Raw genomic sequence first — 24,390 nt, 5'->3', positions numbered from 1 at the left:
TTTAGTTCTTATTTCTCTTATTATTCAATGTCAACAGTTTTTGGGTTACCACTGATCTTTTCCTGCAGGGCCTGGAAAACCACAAATAACACAGGGATCACAAACACCCCAAACACTGTTCCGATCAGCATCCCGCCAACAGCTGCAGTACCTATCGAGCGGTTACTGATGGCCCCCGCACCTGTTGCAACCATTAAAGGGAGCAAACCAAAAACGAAGGCAAATGAGGTCATCAGAATAGGCCTTAACCTGGCCGTGGCACCAGCTATGGCCGACTGGACCAGGTTTCTTCCACTTAACCTGTGCATCAGGGCAAACTCTACAATCAGGATTGCATTTTTAGCCAGCAATCCGATCAGCATGATCAGGCTGATCTGCAGGAAGATGTTATTGTCAAGCCCAAATAAACGGGCGAACAAAAACGCACCGGCCAAACCAATAGGCAGCGAAAGCAGAACCGAAAAGGGCAGAATATAACTCTTATACTGGGCACTTAGCAAAAAGTAAATGAACAGCAAACTCAGTATAAAGATCAGCAGGGTCTGGTTTCCGCTCGATAGTTCTTCCAGCGTCAGTCCCGAGAATTCAAAAGTATAGCCCTGTGGTAAAGTCTGCGCCGCCACTTCCTGTATGGCTTTAATTGCATCACCAGAACTGTATCCTGGCTTAGGTGCACCATTTACCGCAGCAGCCGTAAACAGGTTAAAGCGGTTGATGAATTCCGGACCATAGGTTTTCTTTAAAGTTATAAACGCTGATATCGGCGCCATTACACCGCGCTCATTTCTGACAAATATTTTGCTGATCGCTTCTTTATTGCTCCTCTGTCCGGCCTCTGCCTGGATCATGACACGGTATTGCTTACCAAAACGGTTAAAATCAGAAGCATAAATACCACCCAGATACCCCTGTAAGGTCCCCAATACAGTACTCACCGCAACACCGGCTTCCTTACATTTCGCTACGTTTACACTTACTTCATATTGCGGGAAGCTGGTATTGTAGGATGTAGCAGCATACATGATTTCTGGCCGCTGGTTCAGCGTACCCATAAACTTGCCAATTACAGCATCAAAAGCCTTATAACTACCGCCGGTCTTATCCTGCAGCTGAAATTCAAACCCATCGTTATTTCCAAAGCCCTGTAAGGTTGGCGCTGCAAAAAATATAATACTGGCTCCTTTAATATTGGCAGTTTTGGCAAACAGCTGTCCCACTATGCTTTTAATGTCCTGCCCCTCCTTTGTTCTTTCCTTCCAGGGTTTAAGACGGATAAATATAGCGGCGTAAGAACTTCCCGTACCACTCATTAAATCCATACCCGCCAGCCGCGACGACAATTCTACTTCAGGGATGGAACGTGCTATGCTGTCAATCTGGTTGGCAATTACCTCTGTTCGCTCCAGTGATGTTGCCGGTGGAAGGATCACGTTACCATAAATAGAACCACTGTCCTCATTGGGTACAAAACCAGTTGGGGTAGTCTTCACCAAAAACCAGAACAATACCGAAAACAAGGCTATACCCATAAAAGCAATCCACTTCCTGTTCACCAGGAACACCACAGATTTTTTATAGCGGTTGGTCATGGCTGAAAATGAGGCGTTAAAGCCGTCATAAAACCGCTGCATAAAGCCTTTTTTAACCTGGTCATGTCCCTGATGTGGCTTAAGCAACAAAGCACAAAGAGCAGGGCTCAGGGTAAGCGCATTTACTGCCGATATGATAATGGCTACCGCCAGTGTTAAACCAAATTGCTTGTAAAATACACCTACCGATCCTGTCACAAAGGTTACGGGAACAAATACCGCAGCCATGATCAGGGTAATGGAAATGATGGCCGAACTGATCTCGCTCATCGCATGCAGGGTCGCTTTTTTGGCCGACTTAGCCCCATGGTCCAGCTTGGCATGCACCGCTTCTACCACTACAATGGCATCATCTACCACAATACCAATGGCCAGTACCAGCGCAAATAGAGTAAGCAGGTTTATGGTAAACCCAAATAACTTCAGGAAAAAGAAAGTACCAATAATAGCTACCGGAACTGCAATGGCCGGTATCAGCGTAGAACGGAAATCCTGAAGAAAAATAAATACCACAATAAATACCAGGATAAAGGCTTCTATAATGGTAAAGATCAGTTTGGAAATGGAAGCATCCAGAAATTCATTGGCATTTGCAAATACCCCTATCTTCACCCCTTTTGGAAAACTTTTCTCTGCATCCTTTAATATCTTTTCACATTGCCTGATAATATCATGCGCATTCGAACCTGAAGTCTGGCTCACAGCAACATAAGGTGACTCTTGCCCCTGTGCCGTCAGTGTGCTGGAATAGGTAAATGAACCCAGGTTGATGTCTGCTACATCTTTCAGTTTTAACACCTGCCCGTTACCTACCGATTTCAGGATGATGTGTTCAAATTCTTCCGCTTTTTCAAAGCGGCCGGTGTACTTTAGGGTATACTGAAAGCTCTGGTTGCTGTTTTCACCCACCTTACCTGGTGCGGCTTCAATATTCTGCTCTGCCAGGGCATTCACAATATCAGCCGGAATAAGACCATAAGCTGCCATGGCATCCGGTTTCAGCCATATTCGCATGCTGTAATCTTTACCCCCATAAACCTGTGCATCTCCAATACCCTGGATCCTTTTGATCTGAGGGATAATGTTAATCTTCAGGTAATTGTCCAGAAACTTCTGGTCATATTTTCCATCTTCACTATACAGCAGAAAACTAAACACCTCGCTGTTCAGCCTTTTGCTGGTCGTAATACCCATTTTTACCACCTCTGCAGGTAATAAACTGGTTGCCTTGGTAATCCTGTTCTGTACGTTAATAGCGGCCATATCTGGATCGGTACCCTGCTTAAAATTAATCGTAATGCTTGCACTGCCATCATTGCTGGCCTTAGAGGTCATGTAAGTCATGTTTTCCACCCCGTTAATCTGCTCTTCCAGAGGGATAATCACACTTTTCATCACCACATCCGCACTTGCGCCCTGATAAGCTGTACTGACCTCAACAGCGGGCGGTGCAATATCCGGATATTGGGATATGGGCAGGGAAAACAGGCCCAATAAGCCTAGTATGACAATGATCACCGATATTACTGTAGATAATACCGGGTTGTCTATAAATTTCTTTAACATGGTTGTTTAAATATTTTGTCTAAAATGTGATCTATTTTTTAGCAGTGCTGAGCTTACTGGCAAATACGGGTTTGATCTTTGTACCATCTTTCAAACCACCCTTACCTTCAATTACCACATGGTCGCCCGCATTCAGGCCCTTTTTTACCACATAAAATTCACCTGCAGGGCTATCCATAACCTCTATCTCCGTAACCTTTACTGTTCCATCCTTATTTACGGTTACAGCCATCAGCTTTTCCTGCATTTCATAGGTCGCTTTGGCCGGAATCAACAAGGCATCTTTTACCTGCAAAGGGATACGGATGGTAGCACTGGCGCCACTTCTGATGATGCCTTCGGGGTTAGGAAAACCTGCCCTTAAATTTACTGCACCGGTCTCTGTATTGATCAGTCCGCCAATACTTTCCATACGGCCTTTTTCTTTATATTCAGCTCCATTGGCCAGTAACAGCGTAACGGCGGGAAAGTGCTTCAGTTTTTCTCTCATATTTTTTCCTGTAAAACTGTCGGTAAAGTCCAGAAATTGCTTTTCATTGAAAGAGAAATAGGCAAAAACATGCGCGATATTGGATACTGTAGTAAGTGGCTGCACCGAGGTACTGCTTACCAGGCTGCCGGTTTTGTAAGGAATACTGCCTACAACACCATCGGCCGGACTGCTGATCGCTGTATAGCCTAAATTGGTACGGGCGTTGGCCAGACCAGCCCTCGCCTGTAGCAGTGCGGCTTCTTTGGCATGTAAATTAAAGTTTGCCAACTTCAGTTCATACTCACTTACAATACCCTCCCTTACAAGTGGCAAGGTTTTTTCTACCTGCATTTTAGCCGTATTTACTTCAGCCTCCGCATTTTTAATGGCCGCACTGGCAGTCCTTACCTCCTGCTCATATTGAGGGGCATTGATCCTGAACAGCAATTGCCCTTTTTTTACGGCCGCACCCTCATCTACAAAAATCTGCGCCACAAAACCGTCTACCTTAGAACGGATCTCTATGTTCTGCTGCCCCTCAATTGTGGCCGGATATTCTGTATTGATGATCGTCTCCCCCTTCACGATCGTTGTCACAGGATATTCCTGTATGCTTTCCTGCTGCGCAGTCTGCTGCTCTGGTCCGCATGACTGTATTAAAAAAAGCAGGGTTATAAATAGTGGTAATTGTATTGTTGCTTTCATATTTATTGTGTTTGTTTTATGCATTGTCTTAAAAAAAAAAGCCAATACTTCCCTTCAACCCAAAAAACCAGGGTTTCCGGAATCAGCTATCATTAAAATTAGTACTGGATACCTGCTACGGCCAGGGTTAAATTAGCGGTGGTCCGGTATGATAAAGAAGTATACTGACTTGCATGGCGAAACTATAATTCCTTTATGTGCTTAATTGTTCAGCAAAGTTAGTACTTTTGCCAATAAAACAAGTAAAGACTTGTTTTATTAGATTATGAAGACAAATCGTTTTTTGATGTTGTTGAAGACACGAGGTGCTTTAACGGCGACCGAGATTTCTAAAGAACTGAATATCACCACTGAGGGTGCCAGGCTTCAACTGCTTAAACTAACTGAAGAAGGACTGATCCAATCCAGTCAGGAGTCGAAAGGCGTAGGCAGGCCTACCCAATATTTCAGTCTAACCGATTTGGGCAATAAGGGATTTCCGGACACGCACGCAGAACTTACCGTAAAGCTCATCCAGCTGATGAAAGATACACTTGGAGAGGAAGCCTTGCAAACGGTCATATCAGCCGGAGAACAAAAAGCGAAACAACGCTATCAGCAGCAAATGAACCAAAACAATTCACTGGAAGAAAGAATCCGTACACTGGCCGAAATCCGAAGCCGCGAAGGATATATGGCCGAATACACCAAAGATGACAAAGGTTTTCTGCTGATAGAAAACCACTGCCCTATCTGTGCCGCAGCCCAGATCTGTCAGGGCTTCTGTGTTTCAGAACTCAACACTTTTAAATTTGTACTTGGAGAAGATGTAAACATCAGCAGGGTAAGCCACATCATTGCCGGCGACAGAAGATGCGCCTACAGGATTTCTCTTTAAAGCCTTATTTTACATAAAACTCAGCTGAACGCAGTTTTTCCTGTCTGGCTTCTTCCTTTTTCCCCAACTTTTTCAATAAATAAACCCGCTGCTCATGGCATTGCCTGGCTACATAGGAATCAGGAAAAGATCGTGCGGAACGCGTAAATAGCTCATAAGCCTCCTGTAGGGCAGCAGTATCTTTACTTTTCATCAGCAATGATCCCTTCCGGTAATCATCCAGCCATTTTTTAGCCACTTCACTCATCCGTTCAGCTTCCTGTAAGCCCTGAAAGGGCGGAATAACAAAGTTCGGGTCCTTGTCTTTTATGATTTCGACCTTATTGCTGAAAAAAAACCTTATGGCTTTTAAATAAGCTACAGCCTCCCTCCTGTTATGCTCAGGATCTTTCAGCTGTCTCTCTTCCTTTGGATTGGTAAAAAATGAAGCTTCAGAAAGTACACCCGGGATACCGTAGGTATTGCGCAGCACACTTGCACCCTCAAGAGCAAAAACGGTATGGTCTGAGACCACACTTACCGGAGTTTTAACCTCATAAAATTCCGATTGCATGGCCCTGGCAATTTCCTTTCCAAAAGCAACCCCGGCTTTGTTTTCTGAGGATTTGCCGTGAAAATAAACAATAGGGAAATTTACCGTCGAATCGGCAGTAGCATTGTGATGAATGGACAGAAACAGCTGCGCCTTATTTTCCCTTGCTATTTTGGAACGGGTTGCCAGGGGTACAAAATCATCGCTGGTACGCGTCATGACCACTTTTGCACCTTCAGCTTCCAGCAGCGCTTTCAGTAAAATGGCTACCCTTAAATTTACCCATTCTTCACGTTCACCAGTTGGTCCCTGCCTGTAAAGATCTGTTTGCGCGGTACCTCCATGTCCTGCATCTATACAAATCACTTTTCCCTTCAGCACATTATCTTTTAATCCAAAACCACTCAAGATTATGCCCAGCAGCAACAGGATAAAAAATCTTGTGTAGTTGTACATACCTTCTATTTTAAAGCCGCCAGACTTTCTTCAATGATCTTAATCTTCCCTTCTGCATCTGCCTGCTTGTTTCGCTCATTCTGGATAATTTCCGGCTTGGCATTCTGTACAAAACGCTCATTTCCAAGCTTGGCATTTACAGATTTTAAAAAACCCTGTAAATACACCAGTTCGGCATTTAAACGTTCTCTTTCCACATCTATATCAATGGCTTCATTCAGGTGGATAAAAAACTCGTCGTTTCCTACCATAAAGCTTACGGCACCAGGAATCTTATCATTCACCAGTTCTACCTCACTGATATTGGCCAGTTTGAAAACAATGTTCAGCCATTTCTCATAATCCAGTGCAGAGTTCACTTTAATAGCCAATGGCAAAGCTTCTTTAGGCGAGATCTGCTTTGTATTTCTCACATTTCTGATTTCTGCAACCAGTGTTTTAACAACTTCAACATCTTTCAGCAAAGCTGTATCAACAGCACCTACAGCAGGATAGCTGGCTACAATGCAGCAGTCCATTTCTCCTTTTTCACCAAACAGCTCATCATGCCATAGCTCTTCTGTAATAAAGGGCATAAATGGATGCAGCAATGTCAATATCTTTTCAAAGAAAGCAATGGTTGCCTTTAAAGTTTCTGCGTCTACAGGATGCTGGTAAGCCGGTTTAACCATTTCCAGGTACCAGGCACAGAAATCATCCCATACCAGTTTATAGGTAGCCATTAAGGCTTCCGATAAACGATATTGTTTAAAATTATCTTCTATTTCAGCCAGGGCCTCATTAAAGCGGTTTTCAAACCACAATATGGCCTGCTGATTAGGGTTTTCCAATGCAGGCTCTACTTCCCAGCCTTTCACCAGACGGAAGGCATTCCAGATTTTATTGGCAAAATTACGGCCCTGTTCACAATAGCTTTCGTCAAACATCAGGTCGTTACCGGCAGGTGAACACAATAACATCCCTACCCTGACACCATCTGCACCATATTTTTCTATCAGCCCGATCGGGTCAGGAGAGTTCCCCAAAGATTTAGACATCTTACGCCCCAGTTTATCCCTAACAATTCCTGTTAAATAAACATTGGTAAAAGGCTTCTGCCCCCTGAATTCATGCCCCGCCATGATCATCCTGGCTACCCAGAAAAATAAAATCTCGGGTGCAGTAACCAGGTCATTGGTCGGATAATAATAGTTGATATCCTTATTGTCAGGATTTTTAAAACCATCAAATACCGAGATTGGCCATAACCAGGACGAGAACCAGGTATCCATTACATCCGGATCCTGTTTGATAAAGGCTGCAAGCTGATTTTTGCAACCTGCTTTCTCTTCTGCTGTAAATTGTCCCTCAGGGTCTTTGAGTTTTAAAAACTCATCTAAAGCTTCTTCTTTGGTTTTGGCCACTACCCAGTTGCCCTGGTTATCGTACCAGGCAGGAATCTGCTGGCCCCACCACAGCTGGCGGCTAATGTTCCAGTCGCGCACATTCTCCATCCAGTGACGGTAAGTGTTCACAAACTTTTCAGGGATCAGCTTTACATCACCATTCAATACATCTTCCAAAGCTGGTTTTGCCATCTGGTCCATTTTACAGAACCATTGCATAGACAGTTTAGGTTCTATAGCCGCATCTGTACGTTCCGAAAAACCTACCTGCGATTTATAGTCTTCCACCTTGTCTAAATGACCGGCTTCATCCAATAGTTTAGCAATCTTTTTTCTGGCCACAAAACGGTCTTCACCAACCAAAACAACAGCCAGTTCGTTTAATGTACCATCATCATTTAAAATATCAATTACCGGAAGCTTATGTTTTACACCCAGTTCATAGTCGTTCAGGTCATGCGCAGGCGTAACTTTTAAGCAGCCCGTACCAAAATCCATCGTCACATACTCATCTTCAATTACCGGAATTTCGCGGTTAATTAAAGGTACAAACACCTTTTTGCCTTTAAGATGGGTATAACGCTCATCATTTGGGTTAATACAGACTGCCGCATCTGCCATAATGGTTTCAGGGCGTGTAGTGGCTATCGTAATGAAATCATCTGACCCGGAAACCGTATACTTAATGTAATACAGTTTCTGGTTTACTTCCTTACGGATCACTTCCTCATCAGAAACAGCGGTTTTGCCTGCCGGATCCCAGTTTACCATACGGATCCCCCTATAAATCCAGCCCTTTTTATACAGGTGGATAAAACTATCGATCACGGCATCCGAAAGATCGTCTTCCATGGTAAAACGCGTGCGGTCCCAGTCGCAGCTGGCTCCCAGTTTTTTCAGCTGATCAAGAATAATACCTCCGTATTTCTCTTTCCACTCCCAGGCATATTTTAAAAATTCTTCGCGGCTGATATCAGCCTTGTTGATACCCCTTTCTTTAAGCATGGCAACCACCTTTGCCTCCGTTGCAATAGAAGCATGGTCGGTACCCGGAACCCAGCATGCATTTTTACCCTGCATACGTGCCTTGCGGATCAATACGTCCTGAATGGTATTGTTCAGCATGTGCCCCATGTGCAAAACACCGGTCACATTTGGCGGAGGGATAACAATGGTATAAGGTTCGCGTTCATCTGGCTCAGAGTGAAAAAATTTCTTTGAAAGCCAGTAACTGTACCATTTATCTTCTGTTGCCGCCGGATCGTATTTTGTTGAAATGCTCATTATTTTGAAAAGTATCAGATTTTTGAAGGCGTAAAATTAGTGAAAAAAATACAAAGCTTTGAGCTTACAAAAGCATTGATATCAAAATGTTCAAACCTGATCTGATTGTTTTTAAAGCTTTACCTAAATGAGCTTCCACTGTTTTTTCAGAAATATCCAGTTTTCCGGCAATTTCTTTCTGGCTAAAGCCCTCTTCCCTGCTCATCCGGTAAACCAGCTGACATTTATCGGGAAGTTTTTTTACCAATTGTTCCAACGATGCTTTAAGTGCCGTAAACTCAAGCCATTCCTGGGTAGAATCATCCAGCCCACATTCCTTTCCCAAACTGTCTGCATATTTTTTTTGACGATACTGCTTTTCCAGCATCTTAATTACGCGATACTTCACTGATACCGCAAGGTAGCTGTTCAAGGTAGAGGTGATGTTCAAAGTTTCACGCCGGTTCCACAAAGCAATAAAGATGTTCTGTACCACTTCCTCTGCATCTTCCAACTGTTCCAGCTTATGCCCGGCTATACTAAAAAGTTTATCCCAGTAACGGTCGTAAATTTCTGCAAACGCTACTTTATCGCCCTTCTTTAATAACGCTACCAATTCAACATCTGTAAAAATCTTGTATCGGTCCATATCAGTAAGGGGTTTTATGGGGTTCAAAAACTGTTACACGCCCGTCTTCAAGCAAAAACTGATAATCAGTTGCCAGTTCAATAAGATGCAAAACCTTTTTCAGTGGATTTTTCCGGCTAATCTCACCTGTCAGATACATCCTCTTCCCTCCCCTGCCATTATACACCAGTTCTACATTATATTCCCTCGCCAGCATACGCATCACCTGTTTCATATTATCGTTATCAAAATGCAACGTTCCAGACCGCATCCAGTCTTCCTCAAGGTGCTGTACCTTAGGCTGCAGCATCCCATTCTTAAAAACTACTTTTTCCCCTTTTGTTAAAACAGCGGTATACCTACCCGAACTCAGTTTTACCGAACCTTCAAAAACACGTGTTTGTACTTCCTGATCTTCCGGATAAGCATTTACATTAAATTTGGTTCCGATTACGGTGAGATCAAGTTGATGTTTATCGGACATCATTTTAACCTGAAAAGGCTTTTTTGCCTGATGTGCAACTTCAAAATAAGCTTCTCCCGAAAGCCGGACGGTCCTGGTCTGGCCCCTAAATGTAACAGGATAAGTAATGGAACTGGCGGCCCCCAGCCAAACTTGCGTCCCGTCCTCCAGCTGTATCTGATAACGTGATCCCCGGGGTGTTGCAATTCTGGCAAAGCCATTTCCGGAGGTCAGGCTGCTCTTCCCTTCGGACATATTGAAAACAGAACCTTCCAGCAGGTGCTGTTTCCCATTCTGATCTGTTAAAACAGCTACATTGCTGCCATAACCATATTGTCTGGCCAATTGGTCCAGGTCAAATACCCGAGACTGGTGCATATAAAAATACAGGACAACCGAAAACAAAATGCAAATTGATGCCGCAATGCCCAGCTTAATCCAAAACTTTACCGGCGCAGGTGTATTTTTATCTTCCATGCCCATCAGGACTTTTTGGTAGATGCGTGCCCTGTGGATTTCCGCATCGGCGGCAAAAGAAGCCGGAATAATAAGCGGCTGATCCTGATCCCTGTTATACCAGGCATTAAACGTATGCCTTTGCTGCTCACTTATACTTCCATCAAGCCATCTGGCTGCAAGTTCAGGATAATGGTCATTTTCATCTGAATGGTTCATATTTCTGTTCCTTTAACCATAGGTCTCCTGAAAATACACAATCCCTTAGTCCGTACCTAAAAAAAGCTGCATTCTTTAGAAAATAAAAAATATGGCTGGTTATTTTCCCCCTTTCAGGTACAGTTCAAAATAATCCGTTACTTTCTGATACAGCTGCACCCGGTCTTTACCCAATACATTGTGCTCATGACCAGGATAGATCATGTAATCTACCTGTACACCTTTATCAACCGCATGTTTCACAAAATCGACCGAATGCTGCTGTACTACAACCGGATCCTGTAATCCATGGATAAGCAATAACTTTCCTTTCAGCTGATCAACACGGTTACTCAGGTAAGTCGCGGCATAACCTTCAGGGTTTTCCTGTGGGGTATCCATATAACGTTCGGTATACATGATCTCATAAAAGGCCCAGTTTATTACCGGCCCGCCAGCTACGGCAGCTTTAAACACACCCGGGTGGGTCAGCATAAAATCTGTAGTGGCAAAGCCACCAAAGCTCCAGCCAAATAAGCCCATGTTGGCTGCATCTACATAAGGCTGAGCTTTCAGATAATCCACGGCACTCATCATATCTTCCATCTGTACCTCACCTGCCCTGCGGAACATAGATTGTTCAAAGGCCCTGCCCCTGTTGTCGCTACCCCTTACATCAACCGTAAGCACTACATAACCCCGTTGCGCCATATACCGCGACCAGTAATCGCCTGCACCGGCATTCCAGCTGTTGGTGATCAGCTGTGCATGCGGACCGCCATACCAGTAAACCACTACAGGATATTTTTTACCGGCATCATAATTTACCGGCTTGTACAGGTTCATATACAAGTCCTCACCCGATTTACTTTTAATGGTAAATATCGATGAGTTTTCTGTAGCATAAGCCGACAAGGGGTTTGCAGACTTCAACAATAACTTAGCTTTTGAACCAGGTGTTTCTACAAGCTGGATCACCCTGGGCACATCAGGTGTACTGTAAACATCAATTACAGTATTTCCGGAAATGCTTACCTGCGTATTGTGTACCGCAAAAGCAGATGTAAGCCTGCGCGACTGACCAGATTTCACATTTAATACATATAAATTCCTGGTTACCGGCGACTCTTCCGTTGAAACGTAAAACAGCCGCTCACCTTTAGCATCAAAACCTTTTACCTCCAGCACTTCCCATGCCCCCCTGGTTAGTTGTTTTACCACCCTGCCTTTTAAATCGTACAGGTATAAATGGTTCCAGCCATCCCTGTTGCTTTGCCATATAAATTTTGAAGGATCATTTTTCAGGAATAACATCGGCACCAGTGGCTCTACATATTTATCATCTTTCTCTTCAAATAAGGTTTTCACAAAATCGCCTGTAGCCGCGTCGTACTGGTTTAGCTTCATGTGATTTTGTCCACGGTTCAATACCGCTATATAAACATATTTATCATCCGGACTCCAGGCAATATTTGTTAAATACTGCTCTGCCGGCTCGCCGGTTTTCAAATACACTACAGCTTTAGTTTCTGCATGATACACCCCCACAGTAACATGATGGCTCTTGTCACCCGCCATAGGATATTTGATGTTTACATTGTGAGCAGGCCGGCTGGTCCAGTCGATGATCGGATAATCTGTAACCATTCGCTGGTCCATTCTGTAGAAAGCAAGCACCTTACCATTATTACTCCAGAAAGTTCCTTTACTGATCCCGAACTCTTCCCTGTGTACCGAAGAAGCGTAAACAATATCACTGTTACCATCAGTAGTAACCTGTTTCCGATCCCCGTCTTTAGCAACAAACAAGTTGAAATTATCCAGATAAGCCACATAACCGGCCTTGCTTTCCTCTGCGTTTGTTTTTGCCATTAACGACTGGTCTACCAATACATCTACCGTATTTTTAACCGGGTTGATCGCTACTTTACTACCGTTAAGGTTTAAAATCCATTCCGGCCCCTGGTTAAACTGGATCACGGGCATCATCTTCAAAGTATCCTTCTTCGCGTTCCTTAATTTCTGGTTTAATTGTGTTAAGGTCAGAAAAGGCTGGTCTTCCTTTGATTTGGCATTGCCACTTAACCAAACCGGACTATTGCCGATACGTTTGGCATATACATAATCCTCTGTTCCATAAATAAATTGAAGTTGGGATAAGTTTTCGGGTGCCAGCGTTGTCCGGGCATTGCTCATCGCATCCTGCATGCTCAATTGCTGCTGCTGCTGTGCAAAACTACCAGATGCTACAGCCAACAGATAGATCAGTAAAATCAGTCTTTTCATTATAAAAAAAAATTAGTTGCGCCAAACTTAGATAAAATGTAGCAATTATCATCCTTTCTTGCCTTACCTTTGATGTGTGAAGAACATCTTTATCGGTTTACTTTTTGCCATGCTGTGGGCATCAGCATCTGTAGCAACTAAATTCGGCATATTGTCATCGCCCCCTTTAATCCTGGGCAACCTGCGTTTTTTTATCGCAGGTTTTGTGCTGCTGGGCTTTTGTTACCTGATCAGCAGGGACAAGCAATACCGCCTGCCTACGTATACCGAATGGCGTCAGCTGGCCATATTTGGCTTTCTGAACACAACAGTATACCTTGGTTTGTATGTATACGCCATGAAATATACTGCAGCAGGCATCGGCAGTTTGTCTACCTCTACCAATCCCTTGCTCATTGTGCTGCTTTCTTCCTGGTTGATGGGCCGCAGGCCGGCAAAGGCAGAAATCATCAGCATCATCATTGGCATGCTGGGCATTGCACTGGCTACCTATCCCCTGCTTAAAAACAGCAATACTACCATTTCAGGTGTAGCCATACTCATGTTAAGCATGGTTGCCGTTTCCTTTGCCAGTGTTTATTATGCAAGGATACAATGGACCTTACCCAACCTGCTGATCAATGGCTGGCAGGTAACCCTGGGTGGATTATTCCTTTTACCCTTTACCCTGGCATTTAGCGATTTCTCTGCTTTAAATTTCGACCACAGGTTCATCTCTTCTGTATTGTGGCTTAGCCTTTCCGTATCTGTAGCCGGCCTCATCTGCTGGTTCTACCTCTTAAAAATAGATACCGTAAAAGCTTCCCTGTGGCTGTTCCTGTGTCCGCTTTTCGGTTTCTTTTATGCCTGGTGGCTGCTCAATGAACCCATTACACTGTATACAGTTTTCGGAACCTGCCTGGTTATCGTTGGCTTATATATTGGTCAGCGCAAAAAGCTGAAAGCTTAAAATTACCTGCTAAACCCAGTAGCGGCTATAACAAAAATTTAAAGGTCTGCACAATATTTTTTGTTAAAATATGTTAAATAGATATAAAATGCGAAGAGATGAAATCTATAAATGTATTTTCTATAACCCATACCATCCTCAGAAAACTTGGCCTCACCAAGCTTTACTATTGGTTTAACAAGTAATAATTTTGGGATACAAGGTGCTTATTTAGGCACAATTACTACTTTTATCCTTTCAATTATCATTTATGAAATTTTTATCACTCAAAACTTGTTTTACCGTTTTGGGAATTGCTGCTATCAGCTATTCTGCCCATGCACAATCTGCCACAAAATTTATCGACCCTGCAAATATGGATCGCTCCGTAAAACCCGGAGATGATTTTTACCGGTATGCGAATGGCACCTGGATCAAAAACAATCCAGTCCCTGCTAAAGAAACCCGATGGGGCAGCTTTAATGCCTTAAGGGATTTCAACATCAATGCCGTAAAAGGCCTGGTAGAAGATGCCGCCGCCAGCAAATCGGCCCAGCCAGGCTCGGTAGTCAAAAGGGTGGGCGATTTCTATACTGCAGCAATGGATAGCCTGACCATCGAAAAGCTGGGCTATGCCCCCATCAAAGCAGAACTGGCAAAGATCAGGCAGCTCAAAAATATAAGCGGGGTACTTGACCAGACCGCTTACCTGCGTGTAAATGGCATTGCCGCTCCTATGTTCAGCTTTGGTGTTGGCCAGGACCGCAAAAATGTAAACAAATACCTTCCACAGCTGGGCCAGGGTGGGACCACCCTGCCCGACCGCGATTATTACCTGAAAGATGACAGCAGAAGTGTAAAGATCCGCGAAGCTTATAACACCTATCTGACTACCCTGTTTAAATTAACGGGAAGCACTGCGGCCGAGGCTACCAAAAAAGCAGCAGTGGTAATGGCGATAGAAAAGCAGTTTGCTGAAGCGCAGATGAGCAGACTGGAAATGCGTGACCCTTATAAAACCTATAATAAGTTTACGCTGACTGATTTTAACAAAACTACACCCAGGATCAGCTGGCCCCAGCTGTTCAGCAAACTTCTGGTAAACGGACAGGATACAGTACTTGTTTCCTCTCCAAAGTTTTTTGTCAGCCTGAATGACATGCTGGAAAGTGTCCCGCTGAACGAATGGAAAACCTATCTGGAATGGAACGTACTGAAAAGTGCCGCAGCCAACCTGAGCAGCCCCTTTGTAAATGCAACGTTTGCCTTTAACCAGGCGCAAACCGGACAAAAAGTACAAACCCCACGCTGGCAAAGGATGTCGCAGCTCACAGATGGTACCATCGGAGATCTGGTAGGACAGCTGTATGTAGCCAGGTACTTTAAGCCCGATGCCAAAGTGAGGATGGACGAGCTGATCGCCAACCTGAGAAAAGCTTTCGAGATCAGGATCAAAAACCTGGACTGGATGAGCGAAGTGACCAAACAAAAGGCCCTGGAAAAACTGCATGCTTTTGTACCTAAAATAGGCTACCCTTCAAAATGGAGAACTTATCAGGGACTGGTCATCAGCCCTAATGCCTATCTGCAGAACCTGCGGAATGCCGGCACCTGGGCTTATAAGGAAATGGTTAGCCAATTGGGTAAACCGGTAGACCGTACCCGATTTGGGATGACCCCACCCACAGTGAATGCCTATTACAGCCCTACCATGAACGAGATCGTATTTCCGGCCGGGATCTTGCAGTTCCCTTTCTTTGATCCAAATGCCGATGATGCCGTAAATTATGGCGGCATTGGTGCCGTTATCGGTCACGAAATGTCGCATGGTTTTGACGATAGTGGTAGCCAGTACGATAAAGATGGCAACCTGCGCAACTGGTGGACTGCCGAAGACCGTGAAAAATTCAATGCTAAGACCAAACAACTGGGCGAACAGTTTGATGGCTACAAAGTGCTGGACACCATCCCTGTGAACGGCAAGTTTACAATGGGCGAAAACATAGGCGACCTGGGTGGCTTAAACGCAGCTTATGAAGCGTTTAAAATGACCAGGCAAGGCCAGTCTGACGAAAAAATTGATGGTTTTACACCAGACCAGCGTTTCTTCCTTTCCTGGGCACAGGTATGGAGAGGCAATATCTTACCCGAAATAGCTGCACAGATGATCAAAACAGATCCGCATTCCCCGGGCCCGTACAGAACCATTGGTGCCCCTGTAAATATGGATGCCTGGTACAGCGCATTTGATGTGCAGCCAGGGGATAAACTCTATAAAAAACCGGAAGAGCGGATCAGGTTGTGGTAACCAGCCCTCAGCGCTTTAAATGCCAGGCCCTCGGCCTGGTAAAAGCCCTTATGCCCTGATGGGAAAGGGTTGCGCCAATTCCTGAGTGCCGCCTGCCACTCCATGGCAGTGCAGCACTTACCCGGTCGCAGCAATTCCAGTACCCCGTGCCCGAGTCTATCTGTGAAAGAATATTTTCCGCCCTTTCCCAGCTGTCAGAATAAACTGATGCCGTTAGTCCGTAAGCTGTATCCTGCATCAGATAAAGTGCTTCTGCATCATCATTTACTTTCATGATACCAATGATGGGGCCAAAACTTTCTTCCTGCATCACCTTCATCTGGTTGGTCACATTGGTCAATACCGTAGGCTCAAAATAATTGCCTTTTTCTCCCTTTCTTTTACCTCCGCTCAGCAATACCGCACCATATTGCAGCGCATCTTTAACCTGCAGTTCCAGTACCTTAAGCTGCTCCTTCCTGGTCAGCGCCCCAATGTACACCCCTTCTTCGTCAGGCAGTCCTGTTTTCCACGATTCTACTTCTTTTACAAAAGCAGCCAGGTAATCGTCATACACTTTTTCATGCACATAAATACGCTCTACCGAGCAGCAACTTTGTCCGTTATTGTAAAAAGCCCCATCGGCCGTCGCCACAGCTACCGCTGCAACATCCTTTACATCCCCTGCCACATACAGTGGGTCTTTACCTCCAAGTTCCAGCTGGCAGGGAACCATTTTGGGTGCCACACGCTCATAAATATGCTTTCCGGTACGGTAAGATCCGGTAAAAAAATACCCGTCAAAGTTCATGTCCAGCAAATGTTCGCCGGTTTCTTTGGCCCCAATCGCAACTTTAAACACATCATCGGGTACACCTGCCTGCCTCAGCAGTTTTTCTATTTCCAATCCTGTTAAAGTGGCATATTCGGATGGTTTATACAGCACAGCATTGCCCGCCATTAAGGCCGGGATAAAAACATTTACCCCCACCAGGTAAGGGTAATTCCAGGCCGAAATGTTACAGACAATGCCCAGCGGATTGTACGAAATGTATTCTTTCAGCTCCGGCGTATCGGTTACCAGCTCGTCCGACAGGTACTTTGCCCCATGGTCCAGCATCCATTTGATCCTTGTTCCGGCCCCGTTAATTTCATTGCGCGACTGCTGCAAAGGTTTACCCACTTCCGAAGTAAGCATCGCTGCAAGCCTCTCTTTTTCTGCATCCAGCAAATTATAAAACTGCGTAATTATCCTCAGACGTTCTGCTAAACTTCTGGCTGCCCAGTTTTTTTGCCCTACTTTAAGCAGGTTGCGCTTATGGGCAAGCGATTTACTGTCATCTTCTTTTACGCTTGCAATAATTTCTTCTGTAGCAGGGTTTACAATGTTCATCGTGTATGTTTTTTCACTTCCTTAACAAACTCTTCCTTAATTTTCTGGGAGAAGGGATTCGATTCCTTTTCTTTCATCCTTTCCGGATGCCACTGCAGGCCTATCATGAAGGCCTTGCCCGTTTTATCCTTAAATTCCAAGCCTTCAATAATCGGGTCCTCGGTATCCGCATAAGCACTAACCATCAGGTTATTGCCCAGTTTATCGGGCCTTACCGCCTGGTGGTGCGCACTGTTTACCAGCCCCCTTTTTTCGCCAGTTACCGCATAAAGCAAACTATGGGTATTCACAATTACCTCATGCACCTTATCCTCCGTTCCCTTTTTATGTAAGCGGTTCAGCTTTTCGCCATTGTCTTCAAAAACTTTTCCGCCTTCCATGATATTGATGTACTGCATGCCCCTGCAAATGGCCAATACCGGAATTTTTGCCTCCTGCGAATAGTTGTAGATCAACCGTTCAAATTCATCCCTTTCCGGTAAAAACTCGTCGGGGCGGTAGGGATATGCTTCTGCCCCGCCGTATATAGCTGGTAGTACATCAATACCACCGGTAAGCACAAAGCCATCACATTTTTCAATGTCGTCCCTGTTGTTCTTTTCAAATGAAAGTTCTAACAGTTCCAGCTCTCCTCCCAGATCCTCTGGTGTAAACCAGTTCCAGTAGTTCTGAAAATTGGTTTCCGTGTAACTTATGCCTATTTTTTTCTTCATTAGCTGCTTTTAAAAATTCTACCATGACTAAAGCGCCTTTAAATATAACCGTTTAAAATCTTCCCGCGATACAGGTTTTGGATTATTTGGATATAAGCATTCCTTTTAATTAAAGGTGCATAAGGGCAATCCGGATAAATATTTCAATTTATAGCTGGCCTCCCTTCCTATATTGGCAAAGTTCTTGCATATTTGAAACCATAACCACAATTGATGACCACCATTACCGTAGTACCTATTATTGATTTTGAGGCCAGGCCTAAAGCGCCCCTGACAAGAATGATGAATGAGCGGCTGGAGGGTTTTGCAGCAGATTTACAGGCCTATCTGGATAAACAACTGCTGGAAAGCCCCGATGGCGACGATCTGGTCATCTATATGAGTTACAATAGCAACTATGCCATTCGCTGGACAATTGTAAGTGATGTTCCGGCATATATTGCTGAAGTGGTGGCAGACAAGTGTGCAAAGCTGGGCTACATTGCCTGGAAAGGGATCGATCTGTATAAGTTCAAATAATTTAACCAGTTTTGGTTAAATTTGTAGGCAATGAACAGAATTACCTTAACTGCCGATGGCTCAAATACGCTGTACAATGAAACCATTGGCGAACATTACCATTCCAAACACGGTGCCCTGCAGGAAAGCAAACACGTATTTATTGATGCCGGCCTACAACATGCCCTCAGCTGTTTTCCCGGCCAGGAAATCAAGGTGCTGGAAATTGGTTTTGGCACAGGGTTAAACTTTTTGCTGAGTGCCGCCTGGTGTGAAAAACATCAAACCGCGCTTAAATACATTTCACTGGAGGCTTTTCCGCTCACGATAGAAGAACTGGAATCAACAGGTTACGATCAGTACGTACCCGAAAATATATGGAATGGCCTGACCGGCAACTACGGAAAAGCCTTTCAGCAAGCTGTAAACCTTGGTGCAGATCAGCAGCTCAGGATTGTGCATACCTACCTTCACCGCTATGAAACGGACCGTCGGTTTGACCTGCTCTATTACGATGCTTTTTCAGTACAGCACCAGCCTGAAATGTGGACAGATGAGGTGATTGCCCATGCCTGCAGTTTTTTAAGGCCAGGCGGTATTTTTGTTACTTATGCCATTACCGGTAAGCTTAAACGTGCCCTGAAGGCCATTGGGTTCAGCATAGAAAAACTGCCCGGCGCTCCCGGAAAAAGAGAGATGTTAAGGGCAACAAAAGGCGGGTTCGGTTGTTAAGCTAAAGACCATAAATCTAAATTCATGAAGAAAAGACAATTAGGCCAGTCAGACCTGCAGGTTTATCCCATCACCTTTGGTGGAAACGTATTCGGCTGGACCATAGATGAGCAGCAATCCTTCGAAATCCTGGACGGGTTTACCGCAGCCGGGTTCAATTTTATTGATACGGCCGACTCCTATTCGCATTGGGTACCCGGAAATAAAGGTGGTGAATCTGAAACCATCATCGGCAACTGGATGGCACAGAGAAAAAACCGGGAGCAGGTAATCCTGGCCACCAAAGTAGGTTCTATACCAGGTTCAGATAAAAAAAGCCTGGCCAAAGATTATATCCTTAAATCTGTTGATGCGTCTTTAAAAAGATTGAAAACCGATTATATCGATTTGTACCAGTCGCATTATGACGACCCGGAAACACCAATTGAAGATACACTTGAAGTATATGACCGCCTGATCAGGGCCGGAAAGGTACGCTGGATAGGTGCCTCCAATTTTTCGGCGGTACGCCTGCGCACTGCACTGGAAACTGCCGACAGGCTGGGCCTGCCCAGGTACCAGAGTTTTCAGCCCGAATATAACCTTTACCAGCGCGAGGCTTATGAAAAAGAGCTGGAACAGGTAGTGGTAGACCATCAGCTGGGCGTAATCAATTATTATGCACTCGCCAGTGGCTTTTTAACCGGAAAATACCGGTCTGAAGCTGATCTGGACAAAAGCAAGCGTGGCGCCGGCATTAAAAAATATCTTAACGACCGGGGCTTTAAAATATTAAAGGCATTGGACCAGGTTGCCGAACAGTACAATGCCAATCCGGCCAGTATAGCCCTGGCCTGGCTGCTGGCAAGGCCATCCGTTACTGCACCTATTGCCAGTGTAACCAGCCTGGCGCAGCTGGAAGACCTGGTTAAAGCCGCCACATTGAAATTAAATGTGGAAGACATAGCGATACTTGACGAGGCCAGCGACTGGCAGTAAACACATCCCGAAAAATGAATAGAATGCCCTGTCAAAATATTTTGGCAGGGCATTTGTTTTTGGTTAATTTACATCATTATTAATCCTGCTGCTCATGACACAAGTTTCCCTACCCTTTTACACCAAACTGGCTATGGTGTTGTTCTCCATCATAAGTGCAGGTTACCTGGCCATTTTAGGACAAACCATCCTGGCGCCACTGCTTACTTCATTTTTACTGGCCCTGCTCTTGTTACCGATGGCCAATTTTATGGAACAAAAATGGCGCTTTAAAAGGAGCATTGCAGCCATCATATCAGTGGTACTGATGATTGGGGTAATCTCTTCCATCCTGTACTTCCTGGCCAACCAGCTGACCGATTTGTGGAAAGACTGGCCCTTGCTTAAGCACCAGGCCGAAACCTCGTTCCATGATGTGCAACACTGGATTTCCAGAACATTTGGCGTAAATGCACAGAAACAGATAGATTACCTTAAGAATAGTGCCAGCAGCGCTGTAGCCACCAGTGCAACGGTGCTGGGCGCTACGTTGCTTACCGTATCCTCTACCCTTTTGTTCTTATCTTTCCTTCTGTTGTTCACTTTTTTTATACTCAACTACAGGGGCATTCTGTTTAACTTCCTGAGTTCTGTGTTCGAGGAAAAACATAAACAAAAAGTAAGCGAAATTGTAAGACAGATCCAGTACATCATAAAAAAATACATCACAGGGCTTTTTTTACAAATGTTTATCGTTACCGTATTGATGATATTTACCCTGTGGGTATTGAACGTAAAATATGCCGTTTTGCTGGGCCTGATTTCGGGGATTTTTAACATTGTACCTTACCTGGGCATATTTACCGCATTACTGATCAGTGTGCTGATCACTTTTGCGACTGCCGGAGCGGCCAAGGTATTGCTGGTTTTAATTGCTTTTGTAAGCATCCATGCACTTGATGGAAATGTGCTGATGCCATTGGTAGTGGGCTCTAAAGTAAAGATCAATGCACTGTTTGCTTTCATCGGCATTGTAGTGGGCGAAATGATCTGGGGTATATCTGGTATGTTTTTATGTATCCCCTACCTGGCCATGCTTAAAATTATTTTTGATAAGGTAGAGCAGCTTAGGCCCTGGGGAATTTTACTGGGTGGGGAAGAGAAGCCGCAAAAGAAACGAAGGGTATACCGCATTACCAAAAAGATCAAACTGGAAGAAAAAGAATAATTTATGGCCGAGAACAGATCACCGCATATCCTGAACACTTCTGCAACTTTACTGGGCCTGTGTTTTATTGTGCTTACCTCAATTAAAGTGTCGAAAATGCAGGACAGCACCCTGATTGATGAAACCACTGCCCTGGCCATCATTTTGTTTATGGCAAGTTCCATTTTTTCCTTTCTTTCGATGAGAAAAGATGCAGGTATGGAAGACCATTTAGAAAAGATAGCAGATTTTATGTTCTTATCCGGCCTCATTGTTCTTTTTTTAACCACAATGATGGTTACCTTTAACGTCATCAAATAATTTGTTCCCCATGCCCAACCACATTGCACCTTTAACTGCCGCAGACCCTGCTTCAGCCTTCCTCAGATTGTTAAATGTTCTGGATACCCTGCGTACCGAATGCCCCTGGGACAAAAAACAGACGATGGAAACTTTAAGGCACCTGACCATTGAAGAAACCTATGAACTGTCGGACGCCATTTTAGAAGGCGATCTGGAAGAAGTGAAAAAGGAACTGGGAGATGTGATGATGCACCTGGTATTTTATGCCCGTATTGCTTCAGAAACCGATGATTTTACCATTGTAGACGTGCTGAACAGTGTATGCGATAAGCTGATCAATCGCCATCCGCATATTTATGGCGATGTTGAAGTAGCCGATGAGCAGGATGTGAAACGAAACTGGGAAAAGATAAAACTAAAAGAGGGCAATAAATCTGTTCTGGCGGGTGTACCTGCAGGACTACCTTCGCTGGTGAAAGCCAGCCGCATCCAGGAAAAGGCACGTGGTGTTGGCTTCGACTGGGAAGACAAAGCCCAGGTTTGGGAAAAAGTGGAAGAAGAGATGCAGGAGTTTAAAGCAGAATTTAATGTGGTGGACAATAGCGCCATTGATATTGAAAAGGCAGAAGGAGAATTTGGCGACCTGCTGTTTTCATTGATCAACTACGCCCGCTTTATCAACATCAATCCGGAGAATGCCTTAGAGAAAACCAATAAAAAATTCATCAGGCGCTTTCAGTACCTGGAAAGCAAGGCCAAAGAAAATGGCAAAGCTTTACAGGACATGACACTTGCAGAAATGGATGTATACTGGAACGAGGCGAAGAAGATATAAACAATTTTTGAGCTAACGGAAACGATCGGATCTCTCTTACTACAGGGTTACATATAAAGATATAGTAAGTACAATATCAAAACATAATGAATACAGAATTAAAATACCTTTAACTTACCTTTCCCTTACCCTTGAGATACCGTTGGAATACCATATAGGGTATTCCAACGGTATCTCAAGGGTATTTTAACAGTATCATAATTATGTATTCATATTATAATCATTTAATTGTTACTATATCTTTATATGTAACCCTGTATTAGGCCTTCTCTTGATTTAATACTATCACAAGAGCTTTGCCTCGGCCAATGGAAATTGCAGGGGGATAGCTTATATGTTGGGGAGCTGTATGAGTAACCAGGAGTTAACCGTGCTTTTTCTTCATCGTCATTTTGGCCTTCTGCCCTATTCCGTAATTGTAGCTTTTGGAGTTGCTTTCTTTTTTTTCATGATAAGCACCGCCGCCTTTAGGCGCGTCCTCAGTTTCTTTCCTGGTTTTAACGGCCTGCACCTTTACCGATTTATCAATCACCAGGTCGTCCGGCAATGCTGCCACCTCGATCTTTTTGCCTAGCGACTGCTCTATCTTTCTTACTTCTGCAAGCTCCAGATCAGTAGCAAAGGTAATGGCCACTACTTCCTCTTCCCCCTCTTTTACGGCCCTGCTTAAAAAGGTTTCCTTTTCTTCAGGCAGCTCAAAATGGAACATAAAATGGATGCCCGAAAGGTCTAGCCCGGAAAAGCCTTCATTGGCCACAATCAGCACCCTTGCTTCAGGTGTAACTTTAAAATCGTCAATATGGTCAAAACCTTCCTCATCAAAAAACAGGGGGTTCAATACAGCAACAGCGCCCGGCTTTGCAGCATGCAGGTTATTGGACAGTTTTTGTGCCGTTAAACGGCTGTTTACAAATACGATCACTTTATCAAATACCTCATCATCCCTTAACAAAAGGTTCAGCAGGTTAATCTTTGTCTTAAAATTAGGTACCTGGTACAACAGAAGCGCATGCGTTTCAGCCTTGCTTTCACCCAGGTCTTCTACTTCAATGGTAACAGGGAAATTCATAAACTGATCGATCATCAGGTTCAGCTTATCGTGCACTACTGTAGTAAATATCAGGTGCTGCACTTTACCCGCACTTCTGGCCAGCTCGGCCACAGGCAGTTGCATTCCTTGTTTTACAATTACCTCAGCATCATCAACAATAAAGGTCTGCAGCCTGTTCAGGTTCAGGCCCAGTTTAAGGTAAACTGCCCTTGCCCTCGTGGGCGTGGCCACCACAATGTCGATACCATCTAAAAGCGTATTGATCTCTTCTTCCATCCCGCCGGTACCATACAAACCTATAATGCGCAGGTCCCTGTTTTTGCTGAGCAGCATAAATTCTGCAATTACCGCTTCCACACGTTCGCCATCAGGCACCAGGATCAGCACTTTTGGTGCCTCATCTGTACTGTATTTTAGCTTCATTAAAACGCCAAGCACATAAGTTGTGGTTTTACCACAGCCTTCGGGACCAACCGCAATGATATCCTGCCCCCCAATAATACGGGACATGGTTTTTGCCTGAATTTCTTTTGCAGAGATGTACCCGGCATCATTCATTGCTGTTACCAGCGGCTTGCTTAATTTTAATTTATCTAAGGACACAGTATCT

Annotated in this window: 19 protein-coding genes; 9 read left to right on the top strand and 10 right to left on the bottom strand. The window is 44.4% G+C overall.

The features are described from left to right. Window positions 1-20: 20 nt before the first annotated feature. The gene (locus PHEP_RS06235) at window positions 21-3,155 is read right to left on the bottom strand and encodes an efflux RND transporter permease subunit (RefSeq protein WP_012781408.1); all 3,135 of its coding nucleotides are present in this window, start codon (window positions 3,153-3,155) and stop codon (window positions 21-23) included. A gap of 31 nt (window positions 3,156-3,186) precedes the next feature. Further along, on the bottom strand, window positions 3,187-4,332 hold the full coding sequence (locus PHEP_RS06230) for an efflux RND transporter periplasmic adaptor subunit (protein WP_049772220.1): 1,146 nt from the start codon (window positions 4,330-4,332) through the stop codon (window positions 3,187-3,189). Between the two features lie 286 nt (window positions 4,333-4,618). Between PHEP_RS06230 and PHEP_RS06225 the strand changes: the two genes are divergently transcribed. Next, window positions 4,619-5,209 carry a helix-turn-helix transcriptional regulator gene (locus PHEP_RS06225; protein WP_244862639.1) on the top strand — a complete coding sequence of 197 codons (591 nt, stop codon included), beginning with the start codon at window positions 4,619-4,621 and terminating at the stop codon, window positions 5,207-5,209. A gap of 4 nt (window positions 5,210-5,213) precedes the next feature. Here PHEP_RS06225 and PHEP_RS06220 read toward each other — a convergent pair whose 3' ends face one another. The 5 genes from PHEP_RS06220 to PHEP_RS06200 form a co-directional block, all read right to left on the bottom strand. Beyond that, window positions 5,214-6,197 (bottom strand): N-acetylmuramoyl-L-alanine amidase family protein, encoded by a 984-nt coding sequence (locus PHEP_RS06220; protein ID WP_012781405.1) that lies wholly within the window; start codon window positions 6,195-6,197, stop codon window positions 5,214-5,216. 5 nt (window positions 6,198-6,202) lie between these two features. Next, a complete protein-coding gene (locus PHEP_RS06215; protein ID WP_012781404.1) occupies window positions 6,203-8,866 on the bottom strand; it encodes a valine--tRNA ligase in 2,664 nt (887 codons plus the stop codon). A gap of 64 nt (window positions 8,867-8,930) precedes the next feature. Beyond that, complete coding sequence (locus PHEP_RS06210) at window positions 8,931-9,494, bottom strand: RNA polymerase sigma factor (protein ID WP_012781403.1); 564 nt, start codon at window positions 9,492-9,494, stop codon at window positions 8,931-8,933. Between the two features lies 1 nt (window position 9,495). Continuing rightward, window positions 9,496-10,611, bottom strand: a complete 1,116-nt coding sequence (locus tag PHEP_RS06205; RefSeq protein WP_012781402.1) for a FecR family protein — start codon at window positions 10,609-10,611, stop codon at window positions 9,496-9,498. Between the two features lie 99 nt (window positions 10,612-10,710). Then, a complete protein-coding gene (locus PHEP_RS06200) occupies window positions 10,711-12,876 on the bottom strand; it encodes a S9 family peptidase (RefSeq protein WP_012781401.1) in 2,166 nt (721 codons plus the stop codon). Window positions 12,877-12,952: 76 nt separating this feature from the next. On the opposite strand from PHEP_RS06200, the gene PHEP_RS06195 reads away from it, so the two are divergent. Both PHEP_RS06195 and PHEP_RS06190 read left to right on the top strand, forming a co-directional pair. Next, on the top strand, window positions 12,953-13,825 hold the full coding sequence (locus PHEP_RS06195; protein WP_012781400.1) for a DMT family transporter: 873 nt from the start codon (window positions 12,953-12,955) through the stop codon (window positions 13,823-13,825). Between the two features lie 250 nt (window positions 13,826-14,075). After that, window positions 14,076-16,112, top strand: a complete 2,037-nt coding sequence (locus PHEP_RS06190; protein ID WP_012781399.1) for a M13 family metallopeptidase — start codon at window positions 14,076-14,078, stop codon at window positions 16,110-16,112. Between the two features lie 7 nt (window positions 16,113-16,119). Here PHEP_RS06190 and PHEP_RS06185 read toward each other — a convergent pair whose 3' ends face one another. Together PHEP_RS06185 and PHEP_RS06180 are read right to left on the bottom strand one after the other, a co-directional pair. Next, window positions 16,120-17,484 carry an aldehyde dehydrogenase family protein gene (locus PHEP_RS06185; protein WP_012781398.1) on the bottom strand — a complete coding sequence of 455 codons (1,365 nt, stop codon included), beginning with the start codon at window positions 17,482-17,484 and terminating at the stop codon, window positions 16,120-16,122. Continuing rightward, a complete protein-coding gene (locus tag PHEP_RS06180; RefSeq protein WP_012781397.1) occupies window positions 17,481-18,197 on the bottom strand; it encodes a gamma-glutamyl-gamma-aminobutyrate hydrolase family protein in 717 nt (238 codons plus the stop codon). Before PHEP_RS06180 ends, PHEP_RS06185 begins: the two co-directional genes overlap by 4 nt. Before the next feature lie 213 nt (window positions 18,198-18,410). Here PHEP_RS06180 and PHEP_RS06175 point away from each other — a divergent pair, with 213 nt between their 5' ends. The 6 genes from PHEP_RS06175 to mazG all read left to right on the top strand — a co-directional run bounded on the left by PHEP_RS06175 (window position 18,411) and on the right by mazG (window position 22,729). Then, the gene (locus tag PHEP_RS06175; protein ID WP_012781396.1) at window positions 18,411-18,716 is read left to right on the top strand and encodes a hypothetical protein; all 306 of its coding nucleotides are present in this window, start codon (window positions 18,411-18,413) and stop codon (window positions 18,714-18,716) included. A gap of 30 nt (window positions 18,717-18,746) precedes the next feature. Continuing rightward, window positions 18,747-19,427 carry a tRNA (5-methylaminomethyl-2-thiouridine)(34)-methyltransferase MnmC2 gene (mnmC2, locus tag PHEP_RS06170; protein ID WP_012781395.1) on the top strand — a complete coding sequence of 227 codons (681 nt, stop codon included), beginning with the start codon at window positions 18,747-18,749 and terminating at the stop codon, window positions 19,425-19,427. A 24-nt stretch (window positions 19,428-19,451) separates the two neighbouring features. Beyond that, window positions 19,452-20,405, top strand: coding sequence for an aldo/keto reductase (locus tag PHEP_RS06165; RefSeq protein ID WP_012781394.1), 954 nt, complete (start codon window positions 19,452-19,454; stop codon window positions 20,403-20,405). A gap of 94 nt (window positions 20,406-20,499) precedes the next feature. Next, complete coding sequence (locus PHEP_RS06160; RefSeq protein ID WP_012781393.1) at window positions 20,500-21,612, top strand: AI-2E family transporter; 1,113 nt, start codon at window positions 20,500-20,502, stop codon at window positions 21,610-21,612. A gap of 3 nt (window positions 21,613-21,615) precedes the next feature. Beyond that, entirely contained in the window at window positions 21,616-21,912 is a 297-nt protein-coding gene (locus tag PHEP_RS06155) for a hypothetical protein (protein WP_012781392.1), read from the top strand. A gap of 10 nt (window positions 21,913-21,922) precedes the next feature. Then, window positions 21,923-22,729, top strand: coding sequence for a nucleoside triphosphate pyrophosphohydrolase (mazG, locus tag PHEP_RS06150; protein ID WP_012781391.1), 807 nt, complete (start codon window positions 21,923-21,925; stop codon window positions 22,727-22,729). Between the two features lie 364 nt (window positions 22,730-23,093). Here the strand turns inward: mazG and PHEP_RS06145 are convergent, their stop codons facing one another. Further along, complete coding sequence (locus tag PHEP_RS06145; protein ID WP_012781390.1) at window positions 23,094-24,383, bottom strand: DEAD/DEAH box helicase; 1,290 nt, start codon at window positions 24,381-24,383, stop codon at window positions 23,094-23,096. Between the last annotated feature and the right edge of the window lie 7 nt (window positions 24,384-24,390).

This window comes from Pedobacter heparinus DSM 2366, assembly GCF_000023825.1.
Classification (GTDB): Bacteria; Bacteroidota; Bacteroidia; order Sphingobacteriales; family Sphingobacteriaceae; genus Pedobacter; species Pedobacter heparinus.
Note: the sequence above shows the minus strand (reverse complement) of the source record. Positions and strands in the feature narration are given on the sequence as shown.

Excerpts from the sequence above, each read along its gene's own strand:
- PHEP_RS06190 (WP_012781399.1), top strand. The coding sequence starts at position 14,076 with ATGAAATTTTTATCACTCAAAACTTGTTTTACCGTTTTGGGAATTGCT.
- PHEP_RS06160 (WP_012781393.1), top strand. The coding sequence starts at position 20,500 with ATGACACAAGTTTCCCTACCCTTTTACACCAAACTGGCTATGGTGTTG.
- PHEP_RS06220 (WP_012781405.1), bottom strand. The coding sequence starts at position 6,197 with ATGTACAACTACACAAGATTTTTTATCCTGTTGCTGCTGGGCATAATC.
- PHEP_RS06180 (WP_012781397.1), bottom strand. The coding sequence starts at position 18,197 with ATGAAGAAAAAAATAGGCATAAGTTACACGGAAACCAATTTTCAGAAC.
- PHEP_RS06185 (WP_012781398.1), bottom strand. The coding sequence starts at position 17,484 with ATGAACATTGTAAACCCTGCTACAGAAGAAATTATTGCAAGCGTAAAA.
- PHEP_RS06155 (WP_012781392.1), top strand. The coding sequence starts at position 21,616 with ATGGCCGAGAACAGATCACCGCATATCCTGAACACTTCTGCAACTTTA.
- PHEP_RS06225 (WP_244862639.1), top strand. The coding sequence starts at position 4,619 with ATGTTGTTGAAGACACGAGGTGCTTTAACGGCGACCGAGATTTCTAAA.
- PHEP_RS06200 (WP_012781401.1), bottom strand. The coding sequence starts at position 12,876 with ATGAAAAGACTGATTTTACTGATCTATCTGTTGGCTGTAGCATCTGGT.
- PHEP_RS06230 (WP_049772220.1), bottom strand. The coding sequence starts at position 4,332 with ATGAAAGCAACAATACAATTACCACTATTTATAACCCTGCTTTTTTTA.
- PHEP_RS06235 (WP_012781408.1), bottom strand. The coding sequence starts at position 3,155 with ATGTTAAAGAAATTTATAGACAACCCGGTATTATCTACAGTAATATCG.
- PHEP_RS06210 (WP_012781403.1), bottom strand. The coding sequence starts at position 9,494 with ATGGACCGATACAAGATTTTTACAGATGTTGAATTGGTAGCGTTATTA.
- PHEP_RS06175 (WP_012781396.1), top strand. The coding sequence starts at position 18,411 with ATGACCACCATTACCGTAGTACCTATTATTGATTTTGAGGCCAGGCCT.
- mazG (WP_012781391.1), top strand. The coding sequence starts at position 21,923 with ATGCCCAACCACATTGCACCTTTAACTGCCGCAGACCCTGCTTCAGCC.
- PHEP_RS06165 (WP_012781394.1), top strand. The coding sequence starts at position 19,452 with ATGAAGAAAAGACAATTAGGCCAGTCAGACCTGCAGGTTTATCCCATC.
- PHEP_RS06215 (WP_012781404.1), bottom strand. The coding sequence starts at position 8,866 with ATGAGCATTTCAACAAAATACGATCCGGCGGCAACAGAAGATAAATGG.
- PHEP_RS06205 (WP_012781402.1), bottom strand. The coding sequence starts at position 10,611 with ATGAACCATTCAGATGAAAATGACCATTATCCTGAACTTGCAGCCAGA.
- mnmC2 (WP_012781395.1), top strand. The coding sequence starts at position 18,747 with ATGAACAGAATTACCTTAACTGCCGATGGCTCAAATACGCTGTACAAT.